23 protein-coding genes are annotated in these 26,152 nt (G+C 34.0%); all 23 read right to left on the reverse strand.

Annotated features, from left to right (window positions below; all coding sequences use genetic code 11):
• Positions 1–232: 232 nt before the first annotated feature.
• Positions 233–1,429, reverse strand: a complete 1,197-nt coding sequence (locus B2745_RS03970; protein ID WP_304063964.1) for a glycosyltransferase family 4 protein — start codon at positions 1,427–1,429, stop codon at positions 233–235.
• The gene (gene glf, locus B2745_RS03975; protein ID WP_304063966.1) at positions 1,426–2,529 is read right to left on the reverse strand and encodes a UDP-galactopyranose mutase; all 1,104 of its coding nucleotides are present in this window, start codon (positions 2,527–2,529) and stop codon (positions 1,426–1,428) included. Before glf ends, B2745_RS03970 begins: the two co-directional genes overlap by 4 nt.
• Positions 2,516–3,961 carry a flippase gene (locus B2745_RS03980; RefSeq protein ID WP_304063968.1) on the reverse strand — a complete coding sequence of 482 codons (1,446 nt, stop codon included), beginning with the start codon at positions 3,959–3,961 and terminating at the stop codon, positions 2,516–2,518. The genes glf and B2745_RS03980 overlap by 14 nt, the downstream gene beginning before the upstream one ends.
• Before the next feature lies 1 nt (position 3,962).
• Entirely contained in the window at positions 3,963–5,033 is a 1,071-nt protein-coding gene (locus tag B2745_RS03985; protein ID WP_304063970.1) for a Wzz/FepE/Etk N-terminal domain-containing protein, read from the reverse strand.
• A 149-nt stretch (positions 5,034–5,182) separates the two neighbouring features.
• Positions 5,183–5,869: a cytidylyltransferase domain-containing protein gene (locus B2745_RS03990; protein WP_304063972.1), complete on the reverse strand. Its 687-nt coding sequence runs from the start codon at positions 5,867–5,869 to the stop codon at positions 5,183–5,185.
• Positions 5,870–5,871: 2 nt separating this feature from the next.
• Complete coding sequence (locus B2745_RS03995) at positions 5,872–6,924, reverse strand: nucleotidyltransferase family protein (protein WP_304063974.1); 1,053 nt, start codon at positions 6,922–6,924, stop codon at positions 5,872–5,874.
• Positions 6,917–8,068 (reverse strand): UDP-N-acetylglucosamine 2-epimerase, encoded by a 1,152-nt coding sequence (neuC, locus tag B2745_RS04000; protein ID WP_304063976.1) that lies wholly within the window; start codon positions 8,066–8,068, stop codon positions 6,917–6,919. Before neuC ends, B2745_RS03995 begins: the two co-directional genes overlap by 8 nt.
• Positions 8,065–9,072 carry an N-acetylneuraminate synthase gene (neuB, locus tag B2745_RS04005; protein WP_304063978.1) on the reverse strand — a complete coding sequence of 336 codons (1,008 nt, stop codon included), beginning with the start codon at positions 9,070–9,072 and terminating at the stop codon, positions 8,065–8,067. Before neuB ends, neuC begins: the two co-directional genes overlap by 4 nt.
• The gene (locus B2745_RS04010; protein WP_304063980.1) at positions 9,065–9,709 is read right to left on the reverse strand and encodes an acetyltransferase; all 645 of its coding nucleotides are present in this window, start codon (positions 9,707–9,709) and stop codon (positions 9,065–9,067) included. The genes neuB and B2745_RS04010 overlap by 8 nt, the downstream gene beginning before the upstream one ends.
• Entirely contained in the window at positions 9,702–10,166 is a 465-nt protein-coding gene (locus tag B2745_RS04015) for an ATP-binding protein (protein ID WP_304063982.1), read from the reverse strand. Before B2745_RS04015 ends, B2745_RS04010 begins: the two co-directional genes overlap by 8 nt.
• A complete protein-coding gene (locus B2745_RS04020) occupies positions 10,167–11,318 on the reverse strand; it encodes a LegC family aminotransferase (RefSeq protein WP_304063984.1) in 1,152 nt (383 codons plus the stop codon).
• Between the two features lie 6 nt (positions 11,319–11,324).
• Entirely contained in the window at positions 11,325–12,512 is a 1,188-nt protein-coding gene (locus B2745_RS04025; protein WP_304063986.1) for a UDP-N-acetylglucosamine 4,6-dehydratase, read from the reverse strand.
• A gap of 633 nt (positions 12,513–13,145) precedes the next feature.
• The gene (locus B2745_RS04030) at positions 13,146–15,650 is read right to left on the reverse strand and encodes an SLBB domain-containing protein (protein WP_304063988.1); all 2,505 of its coding nucleotides are present in this window, start codon (positions 15,648–15,650) and stop codon (positions 13,146–13,148) included.
• A 473-nt stretch (positions 15,651–16,123) separates the two neighbouring features.
• Positions 16,124–17,260: a GDP-mannose 4,6-dehydratase gene (gene gmd, locus B2745_RS04035; protein ID WP_304063990.1), complete on the reverse strand. Its 1,137-nt coding sequence runs from the start codon at positions 17,258–17,260 to the stop codon at positions 16,124–16,126.
• Positions 17,261–17,439: 179 nt separating this feature from the next.
• Positions 17,440–17,850, reverse strand: coding sequence for a four helix bundle protein (locus tag B2745_RS04040; RefSeq protein WP_304063992.1), 411 nt, complete (start codon positions 17,848–17,850; stop codon positions 17,440–17,442).
• A gap of 114 nt (positions 17,851–17,964) precedes the next feature.
• The gene (rfbA, locus tag B2745_RS04045; protein WP_304063994.1) at positions 17,965–18,837 is read right to left on the reverse strand and encodes a glucose-1-phosphate thymidylyltransferase RfbA; all 873 of its coding nucleotides are present in this window, start codon (positions 18,835–18,837) and stop codon (positions 17,965–17,967) included.
• A gap of 117 nt (positions 18,838–18,954) precedes the next feature.
• Entirely contained in the window at positions 18,955–19,518 is a 564-nt protein-coding gene (locus tag B2745_RS04050) for a DUF3109 family protein (RefSeq protein WP_304063996.1), read from the reverse strand.
• Between the two features lie 57 nt (positions 19,519–19,575).
• Positions 19,576–20,073 (reverse strand): N-acetyltransferase, encoded by a 498-nt coding sequence (locus B2745_RS04055; protein WP_304063998.1) that lies wholly within the window; start codon positions 20,071–20,073, stop codon positions 19,576–19,578.
• A complete protein-coding gene (locus tag B2745_RS04060) occupies positions 20,066–21,166 on the reverse strand; it encodes a DegT/DnrJ/EryC1/StrS family aminotransferase (RefSeq protein ID WP_304064000.1) in 1,101 nt (366 codons plus the stop codon). The genes B2745_RS04055 and B2745_RS04060 overlap by 8 nt, the downstream gene beginning before the upstream one ends.
• Position 21,167: 1 nt before the next feature.
• Positions 21,168–22,433, reverse strand: coding sequence for a nucleotide sugar dehydrogenase (locus tag B2745_RS04065; protein WP_304064196.1), 1,266 nt, complete (start codon positions 22,431–22,433; stop codon positions 21,168–21,170).
• A 54-nt stretch (positions 22,434–22,487) separates the two neighbouring features.
• Positions 22,488–23,276 carry a DUF3108 domain-containing protein gene (locus tag B2745_RS04070; RefSeq protein ID WP_304064002.1) on the reverse strand — a complete coding sequence of 263 codons (789 nt, stop codon included), beginning with the start codon at positions 23,274–23,276 and terminating at the stop codon, positions 22,488–22,490.
• A gap of 88 nt (positions 23,277–23,364) precedes the next feature.
• Complete coding sequence (locus tag B2745_RS04075) at positions 23,365–23,880, reverse strand: DUF2480 family protein (RefSeq protein WP_304064003.1); 516 nt, start codon at positions 23,878–23,880, stop codon at positions 23,365–23,367.
• Positions 23,881–23,948: 68 nt separating this feature from the next.
• Entirely contained in the window at positions 23,949–26,042 is a 2,094-nt protein-coding gene (locus B2745_RS04080; RefSeq protein WP_349681770.1) for a SurA N-terminal domain-containing protein, read from the reverse strand.
• Between the last annotated feature and the right edge of the window lie 110 nt (positions 26,043–26,152).

A 26,152-nucleotide genomic window follows, 5' to 3' on the forward strand; every position in this document is an offset into this window, starting at 1 on the left:
AACATGAATAAACGAATTTTTGGACATATATAAAAATGAAGAAAAAGGCTCTCTTTTGTTCCATGCTAAAAAAAACAAAAAATCCCTAGAAACTACAATACGTGATGTTTTATGAATACTAAAGGATAATTTACTGGCAACTATTACACGAAAAAACTTATCTTTATTACGTTTTGTTAGAAAATTTAATAATGCTGTTTTGAATATAAAAATATTTGATTTGATAATCTTGTTAATCATAAGCCGTAATTTTTTTGACACACTCAAGGTAATTTAGCGCAAAATCATCTAATAAAAAATATTTATTATATATATCAAAATTAATCTTCTCTAAGAAGCTATTTTCTAATTTTGATTTACTAGCTATGAAATTTATTTTATTAACTGCATCGTTAACATTTTCTTTTTTAAAAAAGAAAATTCCAGAATCTTTGTAATTCGAAAAGAATCTATTGCCACCAGTTTCGCTTAATAATAGTAGTTTACCTAGCGACAAAACTTCTATTAAAATTAAATCAAAAAAAGTTTCTCTGTTAGGCAAAATAAATAAATTTCCAGCTGAGATATAAGAATGAGGGTCCGAAGTCCAGCCAACTTCTATCCATCTAGAGTTTTTGAGACCACAAATAGGTTCTTCTTTACCAAGTATTAAAAAATAAACATCTTTTATTTTTTCATTCTCTAAAATATTTTGCGCTATTTCTTTCAGTAAATCGTAACCCTTTACATAATTATGTCTTCCGGCATAAACAATTACAAACGCATCGTTTGGAATATTTAAACTTTCTCTTATTTGAATATTATCCTTCTTGACAGATGCCTCAGGTGAGGATGTTAAAAAATACCCAATTTTTTTATTTTTAATGATTTCACTAAAATTCTTCCAGGTATTGAAATATGGCTCCAAAGCTTCTTCGCAAGGGAATACTAAAGCATCGGCATTTTTAAAAGCAAATTCATCTATAGCCAATAGTTTTTTAAAAACATTGTTCCAAATTTTACCTACACTAGTTTTTAATACATCTTCTATATACTCTAAGTGATAAGCTTTTGGTGAATGAGTTGTTAAAATTATCTTTCCACTATAATTTTTTTTTAGATATGGGTAATATTTATATAAATCAAATGTCGAATGGAAATGTATAATGTCATATTTATCTAATTTAATTTTATCTAAATAATTATATTCATTACGCTTATTTAGTTTATATATTTGATATAATGCTACTAAATTAGGGTTTAATCCTCCAACAAATTTTATCTTCAAATTCCGTATTGAAGAATAAACAACTTTCTCATCATTTAGATAATCAGATAAAAAATCAATTGAAAGATTATTTTTTAATATCGACTTCCTAAGATTATAAAGATAAGTAGGAGGGCCTCCATTTCTTTCAGAAAGTTTATGATAAAAGATTAATATTTTCATTTTTGTATTTTCTTTGTTACAGTAAGTGCGGAAGCTATTACTTGATGCATATCATAATATTTATATTCCGCTAATCGCCCGCCAAAAATTACATTTTCTTCAGTCTCAGATAATATTTTATATTTCTTATAAATCTCCGTGTTTTTAATATCATTTATTGGATAATAGCTTTCTTTACCTAAAGACCACTCGTCAGGATACTCCTTAGTAATCAAAGTTCGATTCTGAGTTCCAAATTCAAAATGCTTATGTTCTATTATTCGAGTATAAGGCACTTCTCTTTCAGTATAATTAACTACAGCATTACCTTGAAAATTATCTAACTCTAATAATTCATGCTCAAATCTCAAACTTCTATACTCGAGTTCGCCAAATCTAAATTGATAAAATTCATCAATCTTTCCTGTATAAACAATATTAGTTGCAAGAGCATCCAATTCATATTTTTCCTCAAAATAATCAACATTAAGCTTTATTTCAATTCCCTCTAATAGACCATCAATTAATTTATTATAGCCTCCAATCGGGATTCCTTGATATTTGTCATTAAAATAGTTATTATCGAAGTTAAATCTAACAGGTAATCTTTTGATAATAAATGCCGGTAAATCTTTAGCATCACGTCCCCATTGTTTTTCAGTGTAACCTTTAATTAGTTTTTCATAAATATCCGTTCCTACTAATGAGATAGCTTGTTCTTCCAAATTCTTAGGCAATGTTATATTTAAATTTTCGCATTGACTACGGATTTTTTCTTTTGCTTCACTTGGTGTAATTGTTCCCCAAAGTTTATAGAACGTATTCATATTAAAAGGTAGATTATATAATTCGCCCTTATAATTAGCTAGAGGCGAGTTCGTATATCTATTAAATTCCACAAACTGATTAACGTAATCCCATATCATTTTATCATTAGTATGAAAAATATGCGCCCCATATTTGTGAACATTAATTCCTTCAATATTTTCACAATATACATTTCCTCCTTTATGAGATCTGCGGTCAATAACTAAACAGGTCTTATTTATCTTTTTCATTTCATGAGCAAACACAGCACCAAAGAGACCACCACCAACAATCAAATAATCATACTTTTTCATATTTACAATATTTTTTTACAAGATTTAAAGTTTCTAGTGCTAGTGATGTTTTTAAAATAAACAGGTTAGTAATTACAAATGTTAATCCAATAAGAGATACTGCAAAGAGTCCAAAAACTACATCAGAATAAAAATGTTTTTCTATTATGAAACAGAATATTGCAGTTGGACAATAAAGTAAAAAATGTACACCTATTATTTTAATTGGTTGCTGGATATTAATTACTTTTTTTGCTAATAAGTAAGTAGAAACTGTAACCACTATTTCACTAAACACATTTGCTAACGCAGCCCCCTTTTCAGCAAACATTGGAATAAGTAGAAAATCTAAAATCAAACTACAAATTGTTCCAAACGTAACACACTTTAACAACTCCTTATCTTTGCCTAATGGTGTTAAAATTTGCATGCCATATAAGTTTGATAAACCTATTAATAAAGCTAAAGAAGACATAATTTTAATTGTAGCATCAGCATGTAGAAATTCAACACCTCCAAACAGCATTATTAAAGGTTTAGAACAAATAAATAAGACAAATGTTACAGGAACACCTATCATGATTACAAAATCAGTTGATTTTTTAATTAAACCCTTGAACTGATTGAAATCTTGATCGTGAGCAGCTTTCGTAAGCTTAGGTATTAAAACTGTACCTAAGGCAACTACTATAACCAAAGGAACCTTATTCAGCCTTATGGAAAGAGCATAATATCCAACAATTTCAGCCTCTTTATAGAATCCAAGAATAATTGTATCTATCAATACATAAAGACTAACGGCTACTGTAGTAGAAAAGATGTAAAGTAGAGGTTTTAGATGCCTTATCAAATCCAAATTAATTAAATGAATAGATATTTTACTTCTTAGATAAAAAAGATTAATTATATTATTGAATAGGAGTAATAAGACATTAAGCGCAAAATACCAAAATACATCAGTTTTAGTTTTAACCAAGAGAAAAAGTAGAGCTACAAAAATTAATTTAATTAAAATACTACGAATAGCAATAAATTTAAATTCACTTAACCCATTAAAAAACCATTCTATTGACAAAACATTTGAGAAAATATAAAATATTCCCAAGAGATAAATTGTTTTATAATCATTAAATTCTAAAACGTTAAAAATAATTATACAATAGAAAATTATACAAATTAGGGTAGTTATTAAATGAATAATCAAAATTTCGAAAAAAATTTTACTTCTTTTAAATAAATCGTGTGAAACTTTAGATATTTCTCGAATTCCATAAATTGGAATACCAAGCGCTGCAAAGAGCATGAAGTACCTACAAAAATTCTCAGCAAATGAAACAACTCCAATACCTTCAGGACCTAAAATTCTAGAAGCATAAGGGAACGTCAAAAGTGGAAATAGAACTATCGATAAAGAATTTAAAATATTAAAAAAAAGATCTTTACTAACTTTCATTTCACTCCATTATCATTTTTTTGAAACGATAAATAATAAGAAAACAACAGCTTGCTATGCAAAATAAAATACAACCTAAAATAATTCCCGATATTTTGCTTAATTTATTGTTTTTAATCGGTAATATAGGTTGATCAATCACCTGTATCAAAGGCTTTTCTTTCCTTAATGTTATTTTAGAAAGTTCTAAATTTTTTACTAGCTCCTGATAAACAGCCCCAGCCGCCTGTACATCCACTTGTCTTTTTTGCGACCCTACCCTTAATCTTTGAAAAGCAGGGTTAGAGTTTGGATTAGCGTCTATTTCAGCAGCTACTCCTCCTATACCACTATTTAAAACCCTCCTTACGCTATCTGTCTGTTGCTGTAAAATAGCAACATTTTCCATTGATTTTTTTGTCTTGGTTTCTACATAAAACTGGTTTACCTTGGCTACAATATTATCAGCAAAAGATTTAGCAAATAATTCATCTTTAGATTTTACATCAACTTTGATAATGGAAAGTTTTTTATCAGGCTTGCTTACACTTAAAATACTCTTATTGATAGTTTCCACAATCTTCCCCATCACAGAATCTCTTAGTCTATTGTAGCCTTTTACATCAGCAGAAAAATTTAATTTGGCTAATTCGGGCTTTTCCTGCCAATCCTCTCTTAGTTTATTAAATTCAATATACCTATCAATCAGCAATTGTTGTTTCCCTGCAAAAGTATCCTGGCTCAATAAAGTCTCTTGTATCATTTTCCGAGACTTATACAATTCTAAGATATTATCTCCTTTAAAGATACCTCCGCCACCTCCACCTAAATCAATACCCACCATAGAAGCTATACCAGCATAGGCACCTAAGCCTCCACCGCTTTCTCCTTCTTCCAATACAAAAGTCGTGGTAGCGGTATATACAGGTTTTTTAATCAAAGCATAAGCCAAGCCTAAAGCCCCGCCTAAAATACCTGCTATTAAAATGGTTTTCCATTTTGATAATAGGTATAAGTACCATTCTTTTAGTTTAAGAATAAGTTCTTTGAGGGATATTTCGTCTTCTGCTGTATTCAGTTTTTCTTCTGCCATAAGGCGGGGTATTTTTTTATGATTTTAATGCTGGTGTTTTTCCTGCTCTGTGTTTTACTTTAATTTTGTTTTTTGATAGCTGTTTTTGTGATGGGCAAAGGTAATTATATTTTAAGTTGAAAGAAATAGTTTAGCAGGTTATTCGTAAATTAATTGTTTATACCCGCAAAATACGTTGCTAAAACCCAATCTGCTTCGGTATCTATATCTATACTACGTTCTACAGGCATGAGTATTTTTTTTATATGATTAAAATTGCTAATCCCCTTTTCATGCAATGCTTTTACCCTGATTAAGTACATAGCGCCATTATAAGCATATACCTTAGGGCAATCTTGTCGGCGTTTAAAATGACCTTCTTTACTCTTTGTCAAAAAGCCTTCGGTATTTTCCTCAAACAAGGTAAAATATGGGTTTTCTTTAGCTTCTTTTACGCTTACGACCATATCACAACGCTCATCAAATTTTGCTATCAATTTGGTAAAATCTTCTATTTGCCTAAAAGGCGAGGTAGGTTGTAACAATAAAACAGCGTCAAAAACTTTACTTTGTTGTTCATAATAAGCCAGGGCATGTAGGATAACTTCCTCAGTAGTTGCCATATCATGAGCCAGATATTCTGGTCTTTTAAATGGAATATTAATTCCTAAACTTTCTGCTATTGTGATAACCTTCTCATCATTGGTAGAAATACATATTTCATCATTGGCACTGGCTATTGCTAAAGCAAATTCTATACTGTATTGTACTAAAGGTTTTCCTTTTAATGGCTTGGTATTTTTACCGGGTAAGCCTTTAGAGCCAGCCCTGGCTGGTATCAAATATAAAATCCTCATTTTTAGCTTAAATTTAAATATTTGATGTCTTCTTGTGCCTTCTTAAAATCTTCGTGTTTACCAATATCTAACCAATAACCTAAAATAGGGAAACTGACTACTTTTTTATTCAACATCAATAAACGCTCTATTAAATCGGTGATATTATAAAATTCGCCATCCGGAATTAAATTAATCAACTCCTTTTTAATTAAATAGATGCCTGCATTGGAATAATAGGTGTATCGAGGTTTTTCTTTGAGCGAGTTTACCTGAGCTTCTGCATTCACTTCTATAACCCCATAAGGCACATCTACATGGTAAGAAGTTGAAGCTATAGCCATATCTGCCCCTTGTGTTAAGAAAGCTTGATAAAACTCGGTAAAATTGATATTCGTCAACAAATCGGAGTTCATGATTAATAGCGTATCACTTTGATAGTCTTGGGTTAATTTTACCGATGCAATGGTGCCTAAAAACTCTTTTTCTACTAAGTATTTAATATCAAGACCTTTTTCTTTTCCATCTTTAAAATAGGCTTGTATTTGCTCGCCCAGGTAATTGATGCTGATGTGGATATTTGTTACGCCGCTTTTGGCTAAACGGTCTATATTGTACTCTATGATTGGCTTATCGCCGATGCGCAATAAAGGTTTTGGAGTTGTTTTGGTTAAGGGTAATAAACGCTGTCCTTTGCCACCTGCCATGATGATAGCATGTACAGGTAATTTGGGTTGATATTTATGAACCTCGATAATTTCTATAATTTGGTGTTGTTGATTTACTATCGGTACAAAAGTGATGTTGATGTTGCGAAGTTCTTCCATATCTTTTACATCAAAATCCTGATAAAGGTATTTACAGTTCTGACGCATAACTGCTGTAATCAACGTAGCCAAGGTTTCGCCTCTGAGCAATGCTCTCCGAATGTCTCCTTCTGTTACAGAGCCTAATAACTTACGTTCCTGACTCACTACAAACAAAACATTGGCTATAAGTCCTTGTTTATCAATAATTAACAGCGCATCCCTAATGGTGATGGTATCGTTTACAGTATGTTTTTCTAGGTTATACATGTTGGAGGTTGTAAAAAGGTTTTGGTAAAAGAAGCGCTAAGGGAGTTTCTGCAATAATTTTCACGATTTTCTCTGCTGTATGTCCATCCCCGTAAGGGTTTATATTATTGAAATTTCCTTTTGATTGTTTGATGTTGTTTATTGCACTGGCAATTTCTGACGCAGAAGCATTTACATTTATTACACTGCTGGCTTGTACTCTACCTTTTTGCCTATCCCCGATATTGATACTAGGTTTATGAAAGGATGGTGCCTCTAAGATACCGCTAGAGCTATTCCCTATAACTGCAGTACAATATTTCATAGTTGATAAATATCTTAACTGCCCCATAGAAGTAAAAGCAATGGCTTTTTGGGGATTTTTTGATACGTAATCATCAATCATTTGGTTGATGATACGACCATGGGTATCTGCATTGGCTTTTGTAAATATCAACAAACTATCTGCTTGTGTATCCAATGCTTTTAAAAGCTCTTTAAATTGTGCCTCTACGCCTATTTTAGCATGAGTTTCTGGATGGAAGGTGATGAGGTAATTGTACTTTAAAAATTTTACTTGAAGTTGCTCTTGGAGCGCTGCCAAGCTTAGTAAATTTAAATTTTTGATATTATCTAAACCTATAGCCCCTACATGGTGTACATGTTGAGGATTTTCTCCTAACTGTATAACCCTTTGCCTGTAAGCTTCTGTAGAAGTGAAATGCAGGCTGCTCATTTTGGTGATGGCGTGTCTGATAGCATCATCATAAGCGCCTTCTGTAAGCTCGCCGCCATGTAAATGTGCTATTGGAATTTTAAAGATTAATGCTGCCGATGCTACTGCTAACATCTCGTACCTATCTCCTAAAATTACCAATACATCTGGTTTTAATCGCTCCAATACATCGGCAAAACCTATCAATGCTAAGCCCATAGATTTGGTAATGCCCACTGCACTATCAGAAGACAATAGCATTTCTACTTTTTCTATCTGCTGGTAACCGTCCTGGATAATTTGTTGATAGGTTAGACCAAATTCTGGAGAAAGATGTGCACCCGTTACACATAGCTGTAATTGAAAGCGTTTATCCTGAGCAAAGCTATCTATTAGCGGTTTTAACAAGCCATATTCGGCCCGGGTACCTGTTACTACACAAACTTTCATACTATTAAATCATCTTCGTTAAAATCCTGAGTAGCCATTGTCCCAATGATACTATCCCAAAGCATAGGAGATAAGCCAGTACCTGGCCTTTTGGTGGTTATATTATCTTCTGTAAACGGTGTACCTGCTTTTATTGGCTTTTTAGCCGTAATGCTTTTCCTGGCTATAGCCATATTTTTTAATTCTGATGCTGTTGGCTCTTTGATACCATTTCCGGATAAGGCAAGCTCTATATTTCTAATGGCTTTTACCATAGCCCCTAATTCTTCGGGGTTTAAGGATGCTTTATGGTCTGGCCCTTCCATATTTTTATCTAAGGTAAAATGTTTTTCTATAACACAAGCACCAAGTGCCACAGCAGCTATGGGGATTTCTATTCCTGCTGTATGGTCTGAGTAGCCTACCTGAACATCAAATTCTTGTGCTATAGTTTGCATAGCTTTAAGGTTAACCTCTTGCATAGGTGTAGGATACTCTGTAGTGCAATGTAATACAATGATATTTTTTAAGGAAATTCCTTCTTTTAAAAACACTTCTATAGCGGCTTTAATTTCTGCTAAAGTTGCCATCCCGGTTGATAGGATGACTTTTTTAAATAGGTGGCCAGCTTTTCTTAAATAGGGTAAATTGGTAAGCTCGCCAGAAGGAATTTTAACCAAATCTAAACCAATATCTGCTAGATACTGTAGCGACTCTAGATCAAAAGCCGTTGAGAAAAAATGAATACCTTTTTGCTTACAATATTGAATTAGGGTTTGATGATCTTGCTCAGACAGCTCTAGTTTTTTGAGCATTTCTAACTGTGTTTCATGCTCGTTTTGGGTGTTTACTATTTGATAATCGGCTTTTTTAGCTTGCTTAGCTACTAGAGCCTCGGCTTTAAAAGTTTGAAATTTCACATAATCTACCCCAGCTGCTACTGCAACATCTACTAAGCTTTTGGCTAAGGTAATATCTCCATTATGGTTTACACCAGCTTCTGCAATAATGATGGTTTTAGCCATGCGTCATTCGTTTTGATGGGTTTCCTACAAAAATACCCGGTTCATCTATGTTTTGCAATAGCACTGCACCTGCCCCAATAATACTGGAGGCGGCTATACTTATCCCATTACGGATAATGGCTCCGCTACCTATAAATACTTCATCTGCAATATTTACATCGCCATTGATGATGGCTTGGGTAGAAATATGACAATGATGACCGATGTGAACATCATGTTCTATATTACAGCCAGTATTTAAGATACAATTTTCTCCAATTTGTGCACTTGCGTTTACTTTTACATGATGCATCAGGATGGTGCCTTGGGCGATACTGGCATGCTTAGAAACAATAGCGTAAGGCGAAATAATGGTGGCTATAGGGGCATGTAAACTTTCTAATTTCTGATAAAGACTTTTTCTTGCTGTAGCACTTTTAATTTGCCCTAAGGTGATAAAGAAATGATAGCCCTGCTTGGTTAAACTTGGCAAATCATCATCTGTACCGATGATAGGATAGCCTAAAAGTGTTTCGCCAACTTTATGTTGAAGATCTAAAATACCTTTAATTTGATATTGATCTTGGGCTTCTATGACCTCTATACAAGATTTGCAATGACCACCAGCGCCTATGAGTATAAGATTATTTTTATTCATGGTTTACCTCCCAATAACCACCCTTTGCAGAACCTTTCCTGTTCAGTTGGCGAATCTCTTTTAACTTACTTAAATCTCTAGTAACTGTTGACCTATTAACTCCTAATTTCTCAGCAAGTTGATTTATACTTATAAATTTATTTTTCTTAATTTCTAAAATTAAACTTTTTAAGCGTTCATTTTCATGCTCATTTATAAAAGACTTAGCAAAAATGGTAACGGAGAACTGATACTCATTTTGTTCAAACAAAACCTCTGGCAGTCCCATCTTGCTGCAAATTTCTGAAATTTTCAAGGTCCCATTTCCCCAACTTTCTATAAAACCTGCTTTATAAAAGACATCTGCCAATAAAATATGTCTAGGATAAGATAAGTGCGGCTTTTTCAAATCAGAAATACTCATTCCCTCGGGAAGTCTACCGTCATTCACAATCTGGATATAATTTTTTCCAAGCATTTATATTCTTACACTACTAGGGATATTTACTAAACGGTCTGCAATATACTCGCTATTGCTAAGGTCGGCTTTTTGAGCTGTACTAAACATAGGTAAACGGTGCATCAATTCCCAAACAGGTCTTGACATTACCCCATGGTCATTGGCATATTTTAAAAAGGCCTCTCTTTCTTCTATATCTTTCCATAAAATAGCATTTAACCAATAATTTGATTGTGCCTCCGGTAGCTCTTCTACGAAAGGTATAGCTAAATCTTGGAAAAAGTTTTTGTATGATGATGCTAATACTCTTTTATTTTCTACAAAAGCATTCAATTGCTCTAATTGGGCACAAGCTAATGCTGCATTTAGATTAGGCATACGGTAATTGTAGCCAATTTCATCATGTAAAAAAGCCCATCGATGTGCCTGTTTAGCTTGGGTACTGAGGTGTTTAGCTCTTTTTGCTAAAGCATCATCATCTGTAACTAATGCGCCACCGCCTCCGCAGGTTACTGTTTTATTGCCATTGAAACTAAAGGTACCTATTTTACCAAAAGTTCCGGTGTGTTGATTTTTATAATAACTTCCTAAAGACTCTGCGGCATCTTCTATTAGACTGATGTTCCACTGTTTACAGATTTCTGCTATTTCATCTATACGGCAAGGTAAACCAAAAGTGTGCATAGGTACGCAAGCTTTTATACGTTTTTGGCTTTGCTTGTTATAGGTATAACCATCAGCTCTTTTTTCCCCATATTTATGGAGAAACTGGTTTAATGAACTTGGCGATATGCCTAGGGTATCTAAATCAACATCTATAAATACAGGTTTAGCTTTGATATAGCTTATGGCATTACAAGTGGCAATAAAGGTTAAACTTTGGGATAATACTTCATCATCTTCTTGCACATCAGCCAATAACAAGGCTAAATGCAAAGCATTGGTTCCATTTACGATAGCTATTGCATGCTTAGCTCCAGTAATTTCACACATCATTTCCTCAAACTTATTGACATAAGCCCCAACGGAAGATACAAAAGTGGAGGATATGGCATCTAAAACATAAGCTTTTTCATTCCCGATAAATTTAGGCTCGTGAAGGGCAATAAAATCCTGATGAGGAAATTGTTGTTTGATAAAATTTACAACTATTTGAAAGGTATTTGGCATCAACTATTACATTTTAGCATCTAAATATTTACCTGTTTCTTTATGTCCAAACTCTGGAATTATCTCATGAAAGAGTTTTACCAGATCTTCCTTAGACCAATAAGCCTGCTCTCTGAGCTTAGCTATTTCTTGAGAGAAATAGTTAAGTTGTGCATCATCATAAGCCAAATGGTTTTTGATAATTCCGAAATTATGGAATCTTTCCATGTCTAATATTTCTTTCTCTGTAAAAAACTCTTCAAAGTCTTTTTCTCCTGTAGTATCACTTCCAGAGAATAAACAAGGCCATTTTTTTTCCTCTATTAAAGCATCTATACGCATTCTTGCTTCTTCTTCTGTTTCACAAATATGAGGCTCGTAACCTAAATTTTTCAGGTATCTCATAGCAATATCAGAAAAAGTAATTAAGTGTAAATGTTCACTTAATTTAGGAAAAAATATATCTCTATTTTGACCCATCAAACAAGACATGAGGCATAATTCTCCAGACTCTTTTGGAATAACGAAATAACGTTTGATATCATTTGGAGCTGCTATAGGTTGTTTTTTTTGAATACGCTGGTTAAAACCATGAAGCAAAGACCCATCTGAAAAAGCTACATTGGCAAAGCGAGCTGTAGATATACTCATTTCTGAGCTCCTTCGCATCAAAAACATCTCCATAATTCTTTTTGATGCTCCCATCATGTTTACAGGATTGGCTGCTTTATCTGTAGACACACAAAAATACTTTTTGACGCCTTTTTTGATACACTGCTGCACCGTTTTTTCGGTATTGAAAATATTTACCTGTATCATGCGCATTAAGGTGTATGGGTCTTTCTCGCTCCTCACATGCTTTAATGCTGATAAATTCAGGACATAATCATAATCACCATCGGCTTCAAAAAAAGCATCATATTCTAAAGAACCAATGTCGAGTGCAAAAGTCTGAAAATCACCAGAAATATAACCGTAAGAACTTCTGATATCTCTTACTAATTCTACCATGTTGTTTTCGCTAATATCAACCACATGCAGTTTTAAAGGGTTTCTTTTAAATATTTCTTTGGTAACGGCTTGTCCAATAGAACCAGCACCACCAATCACCAAAAATTTAGATTGGCTTACCAATTGCCTTAATTCTTGCTGATGCCGGCTTATATCCTGATGAAATAATTCTTCTTTACGTCCAATTAATCCTAAAATATCCATAATTTATGAGGTGCTTATGCTAATATTATCCTCTATCAACTTTAATATTAAAATAACGTTTAAAGCTACTCTTTTTATTTTTTACTTTGATAATTTGTTGGGTGGTTAGTTAGTTTGTTTGTTAGGTGGTTAGGTTGTTAGGTGGTTGGTTTGTTAGGTGGTTAGGTTGCTGGTTTGTTAGGGAGGTAGTTGGCTGGGTGGTTGGTTTGCTGGGTTGCTGGTTTATTAGGGAAGTAGTTGGCTGGGTGGTTGGTTTGCTGTGTGGTTAGGTATATTTTTACTTCTCTTTGTAAGAAAGCGAAAGAAAAATTTTGTATTATGCTAAGTTGAGGTATGACATTCTCTTCGACTATACCATCCAGAACAATATTCTCTTGTACCCCTCACTTAACTAACAAATAATCCAAACTAAACCCCAGCTAAAAGAACTTAAGGCAATGCAATCGCTACACATAGTAAGAACCTGTTACAAACGACCTCAAGAAGGTAATTCTTTATGAAACATATTTCTGTAGTTAATGAAAACTCTGCTTTTAATAGAAGGCGATGTAATCGCCCTACCATATCAAGAACTCGTTGCAAACGAGCTCAAGAAGTAAGGTGTATAGGATAATACTAATGATTAATAAATACTTATTTCAATAAATTCATCACCCCTAGTATAATCGCACCAAAAGAGGCTAAACCTGAAATAATACCTACCGTTTCTGCAGGGGTAAGCTTACGCTTTTCTTCTTGCTTAGGTACAAATATTTCTGCCCCTGTTTTCACCAATGGATAATTATTAAACAACAAGAATCTTTTGGTGCTCCTAACAGAGCCATTGGCATAAATGATGTAAGAACCTTTCCTTAAAGCGTTTTGAGAAAAGCCACCTGCATTATTAACATATTGTTTAAATCCTCTTGATTTGGTATAAACTACTGTATTTGGTGATAAGACCTCGCCACTTACTTTTACTGTTTGCAGTTCTTTAGGGACAGAAATGATATCACCTTCTTCTAGAAATAAGTCGTCTCTTCTTCCGGGTTTATCTAATATGTTTTCTAGGTTTATCCCTACAAAATTATTTCTAGCTACTTTATTCTCCAAATCTATAGCTGTACTATCCTTAGCTTCTTTTTGTACTTTTTTAAATTGCAATAGCTTTTGGTCTTCTTTCTCTTTATCTAATTGGGTATCCATTTTACCTTCTCTCTTTAAAGAAGCACCTTCTGCATAAGCTAATTCTGTTAAGCCGCCTGCTCTGGTAATTAAATCAGAAATACGTTCATCCTTACGGGTGATACTATAAATACCGGGATATAAAACCTCCCCTTCTATACGTACTTGCTTTTGAATCTCATAACCCGGTAAAGAACGTACGGTAACAATATCAAAAGGTTTTAAAATAAACTTAGCCGCAACTAAACTTAGGTTTCTATTTACCTCTAATTGGAATACTTCGGCAGTTCTGGCAGATGCTGATGCTGCTGCTTCACTATTATTAACCACCCTTCTAGAAATTTCTATCCTTTGCGGACTGGCAGATTCTTTAAAACCACCGGCTTGCATGATGAGGTCTTCTAAACTCATATTTTCTATAAAGGTAAAAGAGCCAGGTCTTCTGATTTCTCCATCAATACTTACTGCATATTCTTCTCTAAGCTCAAAAATAGATGAAATGGTAACGATGTCTTCTCTTTTAAGCGTAATATCCGCAGCTTTACCATTCATTACTTTGCCTAAATCAAAAGATAATAATTCGGTTTGGTTGTTAGGTAATAATCTTGTAATATAAGCTCTATTGATAAAAGCATCTTCTTTTAAACCTTCTGCTTTTTCTACCAATTGTTTTAGGGTTAAACCCGATGTTAATTCATACTCGCCTGGTCTAAAAACTGCTCCTACAATAGAAACTCTGTTTTCAAAACGGTCTAAAATTTCATTCACAAAATATTTGTCTCCGCTTTCAGGTTGGTAGGTACCAAAAGCATCAGCTACGATATCAGCTATTTTACGCTCTGTGGCTGTATTTTTTAAGACTTTTATTCTGGCTTGGTAAGCTCTTTCTGTAAAGCCTCCAGCAAAGTTTAATAAATCCTTTAAATCTTCACCGTTCTTCATCTCGAAAATAGCTGGGCGTTTTACTTCACCCACAATTTCTACTCTTTTTTGATAAGTAGGTACTCGGATAATATCCTGATCTTGCAAACGGATATTATTTTTTAAATCTCCTCTTAACAGGAAATCATAAACATCTAATGTGCCTACTTTTCTTCCGTTTCTGATAATTTCAATATTTCTAAAAGAACCGTTATCTGTGGGTCCGCCAGATGAGTATAAAGCGTTAAAAACGGTAGCTAAAGAAGGTAAGGTGTAAGTACCGGGCTTAGTAACTTCGCCTGTTAATATCACTTTAATACTCCTGATATTACCAATAGCTATACTGAGTTTTGTATTACCCGTTTGTAAACCGCTATAGATAGGAGAAAGTTTGTTTCTTATTCTTGAAGTAGCAGCTTCTATTGTTAAACCACCAACTTGTACTATGCCAGCATAAGGTATATTAATCGTACCTTCTGGACTTACTGTTAGTTGATAGCTAACTTCAGAATAACCATAAATATCAATCAATAATTGGTCTGCCGTACCAATTACATAATTTAAAGGCGTAGCTAATCTTAAATTAGGTTCGAAAGTAGTTGCTGCATTAGAAAACAACTCTTTACCAAATATTTTAGATTTTAAGGCTTGCAAAGCAGCATCTGCCTCTGTTTCTGTCTTTTTATCGTCTGAATTAGCAATTTCTTCTACTTCGCCTTCAAAACTTCTGCTTCTGCTTCCGTCTTTTCCTTTTACAGTAGCATCAGTGGCGCCCGTTGCTGAGCTTTTGCTGTTTACGGCATTTACTCTTGCTCTTAGTTTTTGAATTTCTGATGGTTGCATACCACGAGCAGCAGCCATTTGTTCTAACTGCGCCTCTGATAATCCAGATGATTCTACTTGTTTGATAATTTGCTTGATTTGATCATCTGTCAACTCATCTACACGAACGTTGGAAAAATTTTGTTGTGTTACATTTTGAGCGAAAGATGGAACGACCTTAAACCATAATAAAAGAATGATGAGGTAGACAGATATATTCTTAATATTCATGTATTTATTTTCTTTAAAGCCCTGCAAAATTATCAATTTCTTTATGTTATTATTTTATTTTTTATAATTATCCTTAACTTGATTTTATCATGCGGAGTCGAAGCATTTATTACCCTTCGGCTCCGCTAACATTGAATTTATTTAAAATATTTAAAGTCAGGCATTCACACTCTGGTCTTTCCGACCTCTTAACCGGCCTTGTCAAGTTACTTTTATTCAAAGTATTTTATTTTATCCTTTGGCCTTCATGAATGCTTCGCATGTTTCCGCAAAAAGTAACCAAAAACTCTCCGCTGCGCCGCTTGCTTCTAAAGGTTCTGCTAAGGCTAGTCCTGTAGATGCCGCAACCGCCAAGGCGGAATTAGGCGTAAACGGTTGTTTGTGCTTAGGCTCGACTATCGAACTATCTAAATACGTTATTTCATATTGAATTATATGAAATATATTTGAACACAGGGTGATATGTTATTCAACTACTCAAAGTAATTCATGGTTTGGTAACCCCCATCTTTCAAATATTGATCTTTTTTAGTTTGATGTAAATCAGATTCCATCATATCCTTAACTAAAGCAGGTAAATCATACTTTAATTTCCAACCTAATTTTTCTTTAGATTTTGTAGGGTCTCCTAATAACAGCTCTACTTCGGTAGGTCTGAAATATTTTGGATCTACTTTTACCACAGTTTGACCTAATTTTAAAGCTTCAAGATTTAAGCCTAAAGCTTTAGCCTTCTCCTGATTAACATCAATAATTACCCCTTTTTCATGCTCATCTTTACCACTAAATTCGAGCTCAATACCTAGCTCCGCAAAACTCATTCTCACAAAATCTCTTACGGTAGTGGTTACACCAGTAGCAATAACGAAATCTTCTGGCTTTTCTTGTTGTAAGATTAACCACATGGCCTCTATATAATCTTTAGCATGTCCCCAATCTCTTTGTGCAGACAGATTACCTAAGTACAAACAGTTTTGCAGTCCCATCGCAATTTTAGCCGTGGCTCTGGTAATTTTTCTGGTTACAAAAGTTTCCCCTCTGATAGGGCTTTCATGATTGAAAAGTATACCATTACAAGCATACATATCATAAGCTTCACGGTAGTTTACCGTTATCCAGTAAGCATACATTTTTGCAACTGCATAAGGTGAACGAGGATAGAATGGCGTTGTTTCTGATTGAGGAACTGCTTGTACCAATCCATAAAGTTCTGATGTTGAAGCTTGATAGATACGGGTTTTCTTGGTTAAACCTAATAATCTTACAGCTTCTAAAATTCTTAAAGTACCAATTCCGTCAGCATTAGCCGTATATTCGGGAGTATCAAAGCTCACTTTTACGTGACTCATCGCAGCTAGATTATAGATTTCATCTGGCTGTATTTCTTGAATTAGTCTGATGAGATTGGTAGAATCTGTTAAATCCCCGTAGTGTAAGGTTAGTTTTACCCCATCTTCATGAGGATCTTGGTATAAATGGTCTATCCTATCGGTATTAAAAAGAGAAGACCTTCTTTTTAGACCATGTACGATATAACCTTTTTTTAAGAGAAATTCGGCTAAATATGCTCCGTCTTGCCCAGTAATACCTGTTATTAAAGCTACTTTCATTTGTTTATTCTTGATGTATTTAAATGGAATATTGGAATGTTCTTTTTTGGAAAATTGGAATATCAAATTTATCCATATAATTATTATCCTTAGTTCCTTTTATATTCTTTCTTAATTTCTATAATTGTCTTTAAAGGGGAATATTGGAATGTTTTTTTTGGAAAATTGGAATACCAAATTTATCCTTTATAAAAACTATCATCCCAAGTACCGTCTTTCATTTTCTTTTGTAATGATTTTATTAATTGTATTAAAGCGTTTTCTATTTTATAATGCAATTGATCTAATTTTTCAAAATCACTTTTAATCATTTGATTAGCTTTTAAAAAACTATAAATACATGAATGGTATTCTCCACTAGATCCTAAAGCTATATTTAAAAATTGAAGATATTCCTTAATACTTCTTCTGCAATAACCCTCTGCAATATTTCTACTAATACTATGTGCACTATCAATGCAATTACTAGCTGCTTTTTTTAACTCAAATGGGAAATTTGAAATTATTTCACATGAAATAGCATACAATTCAATAGCATCATTCCAGACTCTTAACTGTTTATAACCTCTATTAATATTATTGCGTTCCAAGTTATTATTAACTAAAATTTTTAATATTTTATTCTACTAATTTATTGTAGCACAAAATCCTTCCAACTTTCCCAATATACATTATTTGTGTTCTATTCCAATATTCCAAAAGAATCACAAAATCTTACCCTCAACAATATCCATTAAATAGGTGCCATAACCACTCTTTACTAATGGTTTTGCTAAAGAAGCTAATTGTTCTTTATTGATAAAATTCATGCGGTAAGCAATTTCTTCTATGCAACCAATTTTTAATCCTTGTCTATCTTCTATTACTTGCACAAATTGCCCAGCTTGCATTAAAGACTCAAAAGTTCCTGTATCTAACCAAGCTGTTCCTCTACTAAGTACACCTACTTTTAATTTACCTTGTTCTAAATAAACTTTGTTAATATCGGTTATTTCAAGCTCTCCTCTTGGCGAAGGTTTTATGTTTTTAGCTATTTCTACTACAGAATTGTTATAAAAATACAATCCTGGGACTGCGTAATTTGATTTTGGCTGAAGGGGCTTTTCTTCTATGGATTTAGCATTACGATGCTCATCAAATTCTACAACGCCATAACGTTCTGGGTCGTGAACAGGATAAGCGAAGACTACACCCCCATCAGGATGGGTGTTGGCTTGCATTAATTTTGCCATGCCATCTCCGAAGAAAATATTATCTCCCAATACCAAGGCAACGGAATCTGTTCCAATAAATTCTTCTCCAATGATAAATGCCTGTGCCAAACCATCCGGAGAAGGTTGTACCGCATAAGAAAATTTACAACCTAAATTAGAACCATCTCCTAATAACTTTTCAAAGCCCGGTAAATCATGTGGGGTTGAGATAATTAAAATCTCGTTAATACCTGCTAACATTAAGGTAGAAAGCGGATAATAAATCATCGGTTTATCATAAACAGGCATCATTTGTTTACTTACCGCTAGTGTAAGAGGATGCAAACGTGTTCCAGAGCCTCCAGCTAAAATAATTCCTTTCAAGTGTATTGCTTATTTAAATAATTTCGCAAATCTATCAATTTAAGTTTGATAAGGTAGTAAAACCTGTGTTATTTTAAATATTTTATAGTTAAACTTAAAGATGTTTAAACAAACATTCTACATGCCTTCTACTTTTTCTTTTAAATCTAAATACCATGCTTCGCCATACTTTCTTATTAATGGTTCTTTTAGAAACTCATATACTTTTACGTTTAAAGCGTCTCCAAAATTACAAGCATCAGCACAGATACTCCATTTGTCATAATGTAAAACATCAAAATCTGGATAAGCAGTTATTCTTATAGGATACAAATGACAAGAGATTGGTTTTTTCCAATTCACTTTTCCATCTTCGTAAGCTTTTTCTATAGCGCATTTGGTAATTCCGTTTTCCCAAATGACATAAGCACACTCTTTATTGGTGTCTACACAGGGTGTGGTATAATCGCCTTCAAAATCTTTTACTGATGTTCCAACCTGCTCTACAGTTTCAATACCTTTAGCTGTCATGTAGGGTTTAACCTGGGGGTAAATCTCCTCTAAAATGGCTAGTTCATGCTCTTCTAAAGGTGCTCCAGCATCCCCCTCTATACAACAAGCCCCTTTACATTTATCTAAATGGCACACAAAGTTTTGTTTTAAAACATCTTCATGTACTAAGGTATTTTGAACTTCTAACATATCTCCTTTATTATATCAACCTACAAAATTACTCTTTTTCTTATAAGAATTTTCCGCTCATAACTTGTTTCCTTCGTGGTTTACCCTACCATGTTTTATTGCAGGATTACCATACCAAAGTTCAAAATCCTGAACAGCCTTGGTTAAAACAGAACCAGCGCCAATAAAAGCATAAGCACCAATATCATGACCACAAATGATAGTGCTATTAGCCCCTAAAGTAGCCCCTTTCTTCACGATAGTTGGCTTAAATTCGGCTTTACGCTCTATAAAAGCTCTTGGATTAATCACATTGGTAAATACCACAGAAGGTCCTATAAATACATCATCTTCTATCAGGACGCCTTCATAAACCGAAACGTTGTTTTGAATTTTAACACCATTACCAATCCTCACATTTTTGCCAATAAATACATTTTGCCCTATCACACAATTTTTACCAATTTTTACGCTTTCGCTGATATGGGAAAAGTGCCATATTTTAGTCCCTTCGCCAATTTCAACAGCAGTATCAATAATGGCTGTATGATGAACAAAAAATGCTTTTTTATCCATAAAATTCTTTGATAAGTTTAGCAACTTGCTGAATATCTTCTTCTTTTAACTGATCATGTATAGGTAGCGATAAAACCTCTTTGGTTAATTGCTGAGCAACTGGAAAGTCTTTTTCTAGACTAGCATAAGCAGGTTGCTGCGATAATACTTTAGGATAGTAAATCATACTTTGAACACCATGCTGCGCTAAAAATTTCTTTAACTCATCTCTTTTTTGATGAACTCTAATCGTAAATTGGTTCCAGCTGTGCTGACTATGAGGTGCAACCCGAGGTAAACTTATTTCTTTAACACCTAAAAGTAGCTGTTGATATAACCCTGCTAAACCGGCTTTAATAGCTAAAGAAGGCTTTAAATAGCGTAATTTAACTTGCAAAATGGCAGCCTGTAAAGTATCTAACCTAGAATTTTTACCCACCATTTCGTGATGGTACTTAGCACTTTGACCATGATTAGCCATCATCTTAATTTTTTTGGCCAAAGCATCGTCTTGTGTAAAAATGGCTCCTCCATCTCCATAACAAGCTAAATTTTTTGTCGGAAAAAAGGAGGTACAGCTGATATGACCAAAAGTTCCTACATACTGGTTTTGATACATCCCACCAAAAGATTGTGCATTATCCTCAATGATGTATAATTGATGAGCCTTGGCTATCTCTAATAATTCATCTACATCAGCTGCTTGCCCAAATAAATGTACAGCAATAATAGCTTTAGTTCTCGTGTTGATAAGCGACTTTAGTTTTGTAACATCTATTTGAAAATAGTATTCATCAACATCTACCAAAACGGGTTGAGCGCCAACTAAACTTACCACTTCTAAAGCAGCAACATAACTAAATGCCGGCACTATAACTTCATCACCTTCACCAATATTTAAAGCTCTTAATGCTATTTCTAAGGCATCGGTACCATTGGCACAAGAAATACTATGTTTGATATTTAGAAACTGCCCAAGCTGATGTTCCAGTTCAGTTACGGCTTTGCCTTTTATAAAATCTCCTGCCTGTAAAACAGCTTGCATAGCCTCATCATACTCCACTTTCCGAGTGGCATATTCTAGAGGTAAATCTATCATACTTACAGGTTTCATCTTATAATCTTGCATCTACAAAAACTCGTGGGATAATAGATTTAGTATCAAAAATTACCGTTCCGTTCTTTTTAAAACCAGCATAATCTAATGCTAAAAACTGATGATGTGCTACTGCGATAATCACGGCATCGTAATGCTCATTTTCCAAAGCTGGGATTAAAGAGAATTGATATTCTGCTGCTACTTCTTGTGGATTTGCCCAAGGGTCATAAACATCCACTTCTAAACCAAATTGCTTCAATTCTTTATAGATATCAATTACCCGGGTATTTCTAATATCAGGACAATTTTCTTTAAAAGTGAAACCCAAAATAAGCGCTCTAGCACCTTTAATGGTATTTCCTTTACTAATTAACAGCTTTATTAATTTATTGGCCACAAACATCCCCATATTATCATTCACCCTTCTTCCAGAAAGAATAACCTGTGGATGATAACCTAAAGCTTCTGCCTTATGTGCCAAATAATAGGGATCTACACCAATACAATGCCCACCAACCAAACCTGGTTTAAACTTCAGAAAATTCCATTTGGTTGCAGCAGCATCCAATACATCATTGGTATCAATACCTATTCTATCAAAAATAAGGGCTAGTTCGTTTACAAATGAGATATTAACATCTCTTTGTGCGTTTTCTATAGCTTTTGCAGCCTCTGCAACTTTAATTGATGGAGCCAAATGAGTACCAGCCGTAATGATGGATTGATACAATTGGTTGATAAACGTAGCTGTAGTAGGGTTAGAGCCCGATGTTACCTTGATAATCTTGGTAAGCGTATTGATTTTATCGCCTGGATTGATACGTTCTGGTGAATAGCCAACAAAAAAATCTTCATTATACTTTAATTTACTTTGCATTTCTAGAACAGGAACGCAATCATCTTCTGTACAGCCAGGATAAACCGTAGATTCATAAATTACCGTATCTCCTATTTTTAAAACACTGCCTACCATTTTACTTGCCTCTAGAAGTAAACTTAAATCTGGAGATTTAAAAGCATTTATGGGTGTAGGAACTGTGATGATAAAAACATTAGCATTGGAAATATCCTGTTGATTTGCAGAAAATTTAAGCTTTTCCGAAACTCTTAGTTCATCAGCGGTAAGCTGTAACGTTTTATCTTCTCCTTTTTGAAGTTCTTTTATACGTTGGGTATCAATATCAAAACCTATAGTGGGATAGATTTTACCAAAAGCAGCGGCTAACGGTAAACCTACGTATCCCTGACCAATAACAGCTATTGAAATTTGTTTAGAATTTATCAAAGTTTTAGTAAAACAGTAAAATTATAAAATTCTATGAGAAATAGAATCTCTTTATTTTATAATTTGAAGTGGCTGCCTTAAGCCTCTGGCATCGCTAAGTTCCATGGTGATGCTGCCTACTAAAACTTCCGCTTCTGCTTTAACTGGGATACGGTTAGCATCATCAGTTATCCATAAAAATAACTGACTATCCTTTTTGAAAATTCTTCCTGGCGAGATGGATGGTCTGAACTTTAGACATCTTAATTTACCTTTGCTGGTTCTAACTACCTCTTTGCCTAAATATTCTATGGTAAGTGGGGTAATTTCATCACTCAAAAAATAACGTAGTGTAAGTTTATCTCCAGCTTTTATCCCAGATAGATCTAAATTTCTGGCAAAGTAATAGGCTGATACTAAATCAAAAGTTTGCCCTACCGGAGATTTAAAAGTACCTTTATTAGCCACAATCTTACGTTCATCTTGGTAAAAACGAGCTTTTTCTGTTCTTCTATAATTCTCTTCCTGAATATTTTCTGTGTATAGGTAGGGTGCAAAATCTTTTTTGTTGATATAAGAATCGTAACGGTTACGGACTTTATAAAAAATATCAAAGGTACCTGATGTTTTACCTTGTACCAATAAATGATAAGTGGGCTGGTTCTCAAACTTTACATCGGTATCTAATACTCTTAAAGAAGCTTCTGCAGCTGTGATAAAGCCATATTTTAATTTATATTTTAAAACTTCACCACTATTAAAAGATGAATTATTTAAATATGCTAGTTCCTGACCGTTTAATTGATCAAAACCTAATACTAAGATGAGAAGGATGGTGATGTATTTCATGGTTTGTTTCATGTTATCATGTAAATCTAATGAGGTAAAATATTTCTATTGATTTATTCATCATGGTTTACATCAGCATAAAATCAAAAAGCAAACCAAATTAATCTTTTCTTTTATATAAAGGAACTGTAGAACAAGGCTCGCCGTACATGATGCTTTTAACTACCGGATGTAATTTGGAGGTTAAAGCCACGAAAGAAGCCGTAGGGACATAAATATCGCCACAACCTTTTACTACAATTCTTTGATCTTTATATTGTTGAACATCTAATTTTTCTATTTCACGGTTAAAAAGATAAATTTCTAAATCTTCTAAAGTACCGTATATGATAGATGACGCATAATCTGCCAATTTGGTTGCAAGCAACATGTAAGCCCATGTGGGTACAATAGCATCTGCAGAGCAAGTGATAGCGATATGTTTACCTGTGTACTGCTCCCAATTGTGGGTTTTGATAAATTCTCTAAAATCTTTCTCTTTTAAGATTAACCCATGAAAAAGATTATCCTTGATATCATAAACCACTCTTTCACCAGCTGGCTTTAAGTCTGCAAGGTCTACAGATACTAAGCCACTTTGCGCAACTTTGTTAACTATATTTTCCTGAATATCCATAGTGTAAAAATAAAAAAACCGGAGCCTATTTTTCACAGACTCCGGTCATAAAATTTATTGGCTAAGCATTAATAGAATTTTGCTCTAAAATCTTTAACCTTTGCTTTTTCTTTTAACACTTCAAATACAGCACCATCTACTTGCTGAGAAAGTGTTTGCATTACTTGTTCTTTAACTTTAGCTACATCTTTAAATGGCGGAGGATTGGTAAAGCCTTTAACTGTGTAAATATAAACCCCAGCTTCGCCTTCAATAGCTGTAGATAATTTACCTGGCTGTGCGCCAAAAATAGAACCTACAACTTTATTTTCTTGAGATAAGCCTGGTATTACCGGATTTGCGAATACAATGTTTTCTACAGGAGTAACAGCTTTAGCTAATTTTTGAGCTACCTGAGCTAAAGAAGAAGCTCCTTGTAAAGCTTTGTCTGCTTTTTCTTTTAGCATTCTTGCTTTAACCATATTTTGTACAGCTGGCTCTATTTGCTTTTTAACATCTTCCAGAGCCAATGTTCCTTCTGGCTTAATTTTAGTTAATACAGCAATTACATATTTATCGCCAATATCAAAAATCTCTTTAGAAACATCGCCTTTATCTGCAGTATAAACCCAACGAACTAGGCTTCTGGCATCTTCTAAACCTGGGATGCTAGCTTGTAAAGGTCCTACATCTTCGCCCACTAATTTATTAATTTTCTTAGCCTGTGCTGCTGCTTCAAATTCTTTTAGACTGCTTACTTCGCTTAAGAAGGATTGTGCCTTTTGGTAAGCTGCTTGTTCTGTTTGAGAGCTTGGCGCTAAGGCTTTATCTACAACAGCAACTTTTACTACTTTAGAAGAACCTATTTGCTTTTGTACCTCGATAACATGAACACCAAATTGTGTTTTGATCGTCATTAACTGACCAACGCTAGCTCCGAAAACGGCATCTTCAAAGGCTGGTACCATAGCACCACGACCAAAAGTACCTAAATCGCCACCAGAATCTTTAGAACCGTCTGTACCAAACTCTTTAGCTAATTTTGCAAAATCAGCACCTTTAGCGATTAGATTTCTGATAGAATCTGCCTTTGCTTGAGCTTTATCAATACCACCTTCTGTAGCTGGATTGATTAAAATATGACGAGCTTTCACAGAATCTGGACCAACTCTAGTATCTATTAACTTAGCTACTTTATAAGCATTACCAGAGAAATAAGGCCCATAAATGTAACCTTTAGGAGCTGTAAACATGACAGAGTCTAATGCTGGTTCTAAAGCACCTTTCTTTTGATAAGTTAAAGGCATTTTAGTATCCGCATTGATGGCAACAAAAAGAGAATCATTGGTGCTGGTTCTTAAGCCTTCGGTAATTTTATCAATTTTTGCTTTTGCTTCTAAAGTATCTTGTTTAGATGGTGAGGCATCGAAAGAAACATACTCAAACGTTCTGGTTTCTGTTCTGTTTTTGAACTTGAATTTGTTTTTATCGTAATACTCTTGGTAATCTGCATCAGTTAATTTTACCTGATTTGCTGGTATAGAAGCGTAATCCAAAACTACATAATCAAACTTAACCAATTTGTTTCTGTTGGTATAATCATCTTTAGCATCTAGCGAGTTTGCATAAACCCCATTTTTAATAAGGCTTAAATATTTTTGGTTGATGCGCTCTTGCTCCACACTTTCTTCTAGAGCTAGCCATTGCTTTTCTAACTGACCTGTAGGATCTGTACCGGCACTTTTTCTAGAGTTGATAGCTGTATTTCTATCAAAAGCACCCGTTTCTGGATTAGTAAAAATTTGTTGCATTTGCTGAGTAGGATTATCAAACATGATGTTAAATAATTCGGTATTACCTACAGCTATGCCTAATTTCTCGGTTTGTTTTTTCAAAATTACCGAAGACATCATTTGATTCCAGGTGTTTTCTACCACATAAGACTGCATTTGAGCATTTAAATTACCGCCCATTTGTGCTTTAAACTGTTGAGAATTTTGTTCTACACGCTCATTAAACTCGGTGTAAGAAATTTTTTCTCCGTCTATTACACCTATCTCACTTTGTGCATCAGCTATAAACCCACTTCCGCTTCTTATTGCATCACTTAAAAGAAATGCTACAATTGCTAAACCTATGGCTATAATAATAATTGCACCAGCTCGGTTACGCAAAAAACCCATGATTCCCATATGATTCTTTCTTTTTTTTAAATTTTAGAGGGCGCAAGATACAAATTTCAGTAATTAATGCGCAAATTTTATTTATTGGCTTTGTTTGGCTATTTCGGTAT

Source organism: Pedobacter glucosidilyticus, from assembly GCF_002483235.1.
In the GTDB taxonomy this organism is placed as follows: domain Bacteria; phylum Bacteroidota; class Bacteroidia; order Sphingobacteriales; family Sphingobacteriaceae; genus Pseudopedobacter; species Pseudopedobacter glucosidilyticum_B.

Bases quoted from the DNA above. Each gene is read 5' to 3' on its own strand.
- B2745_RS04025 (WP_304063986.1), bottom strand. From the start codon at position 12,512: ATGGATATTTTAGGATTAATTGGACGTAAAGAAGAATTATTTCATCAG.
- B2745_RS03980 (WP_304063968.1), bottom strand. From the start codon at position 3,961: ATGAAAGTTAGTAAAGATCTTTTTTTTAATATTTTAAATTCTTTATCG.
- neuC (WP_304063976.1), bottom strand. From the start codon at position 8,068: ATGAAAGTTTGTGTAGTAACAGGTACCCGGGCCGAATATGGCTTGTTA.
- glf (WP_304063966.1), bottom strand. From the start codon at position 2,529: ATGAAAAAGTATGATTATTTGATTGTTGGTGGTGGTCTCTTTGGTGCT.
- B2745_RS04080 (WP_349681770.1), bottom strand. From the start codon at position 26,042: ATGGGTTTTTTGCGTAACCGAGCTGGTGCAATTATTATTATAGCCATA.
- B2745_RS04070 (WP_304064002.1), bottom strand. From the start codon at position 23,276: ATGAAACAAACCATGAAATACATCACCATCCTTCTCATCTTAGTATTA.
- B2745_RS03995 (WP_304063974.1), bottom strand. From the start codon at position 6,924: ATGTATAACCTAGAAAAACATACTGTAAACGATACCATCACCATTAGG.
- B2745_RS04055 (WP_304063998.1), bottom strand. From the start codon at position 20,073: ATGGATAAAAAAGCATTTTTTGTTCATCATACAGCCATTATTGATACT.
- B2745_RS03985 (WP_304063970.1), bottom strand. From the start codon at position 5,033: ATGGCAGAAGAAAAACTGAATACAGCAGAAGACGAAATATCCCTCAAA.
- gmd (WP_304063990.1), bottom strand. From the start codon at position 17,260: ATGAAAGTAGCTTTAATAACAGGTATTACTGGGCAAGACGGAGCATAT.
- B2745_RS04030 (WP_304063988.1), bottom strand. From the start codon at position 15,650: ATGAATATTAAGAATATATCTGTCTACCTCATCATTCTTTTATTATGG.
- B2745_RS03970 (WP_304063964.1), bottom strand. From the start codon at position 1,429: ATGAAAATATTAATCTTTTATCATAAACTTTCTGAAAGAAATGGAGGC.
- B2745_RS03990 (WP_304063972.1), bottom strand. From the start codon at position 5,869: ATGAGGATTTTATATTTGATACCAGCCAGGGCTGGCTCTAAAGGCTTA.
- B2745_RS04010 (WP_304063980.1), bottom strand. From the start codon at position 9,709: ATGAATAAAAATAATCTTATACTCATAGGCGCTGGTGGTCATTGCAAA.
- neuB (WP_304063978.1), bottom strand. From the start codon at position 9,072: ATGGCTAAAACCATCATTATTGCAGAAGCTGGTGTAAACCATAATGGA.
- B2745_RS04075 (WP_304064003.1), bottom strand. From the start codon at position 23,880: ATGGATATTCAGGAAAATATAGTTAACAAAGTTGCGCAAAGTGGCTTA.
- B2745_RS04050 (WP_304063996.1), bottom strand. From the start codon at position 19,518: ATGTTAGAAGTTCAAAATACCTTAGTACATGAAGATGTTTTAAAACAA.
- B2745_RS04015 (WP_304063982.1), bottom strand. From the start codon at position 10,166: ATGCTTGGAAAAAATTATATCCAGATTGTGAATGACGGTAGACTTCCC.
- B2745_RS04060 (WP_304064000.1), bottom strand. From the start codon at position 21,166: ATGAAACCTGTAAGTATGATAGATTTACCTCTAGAATATGCCACTCGG.
- B2745_RS04020 (WP_304063984.1), bottom strand. From the start codon at position 11,318: ATGCCAAATACCTTTCAAATAGTTGTAAATTTTATCAAACAACAATTT.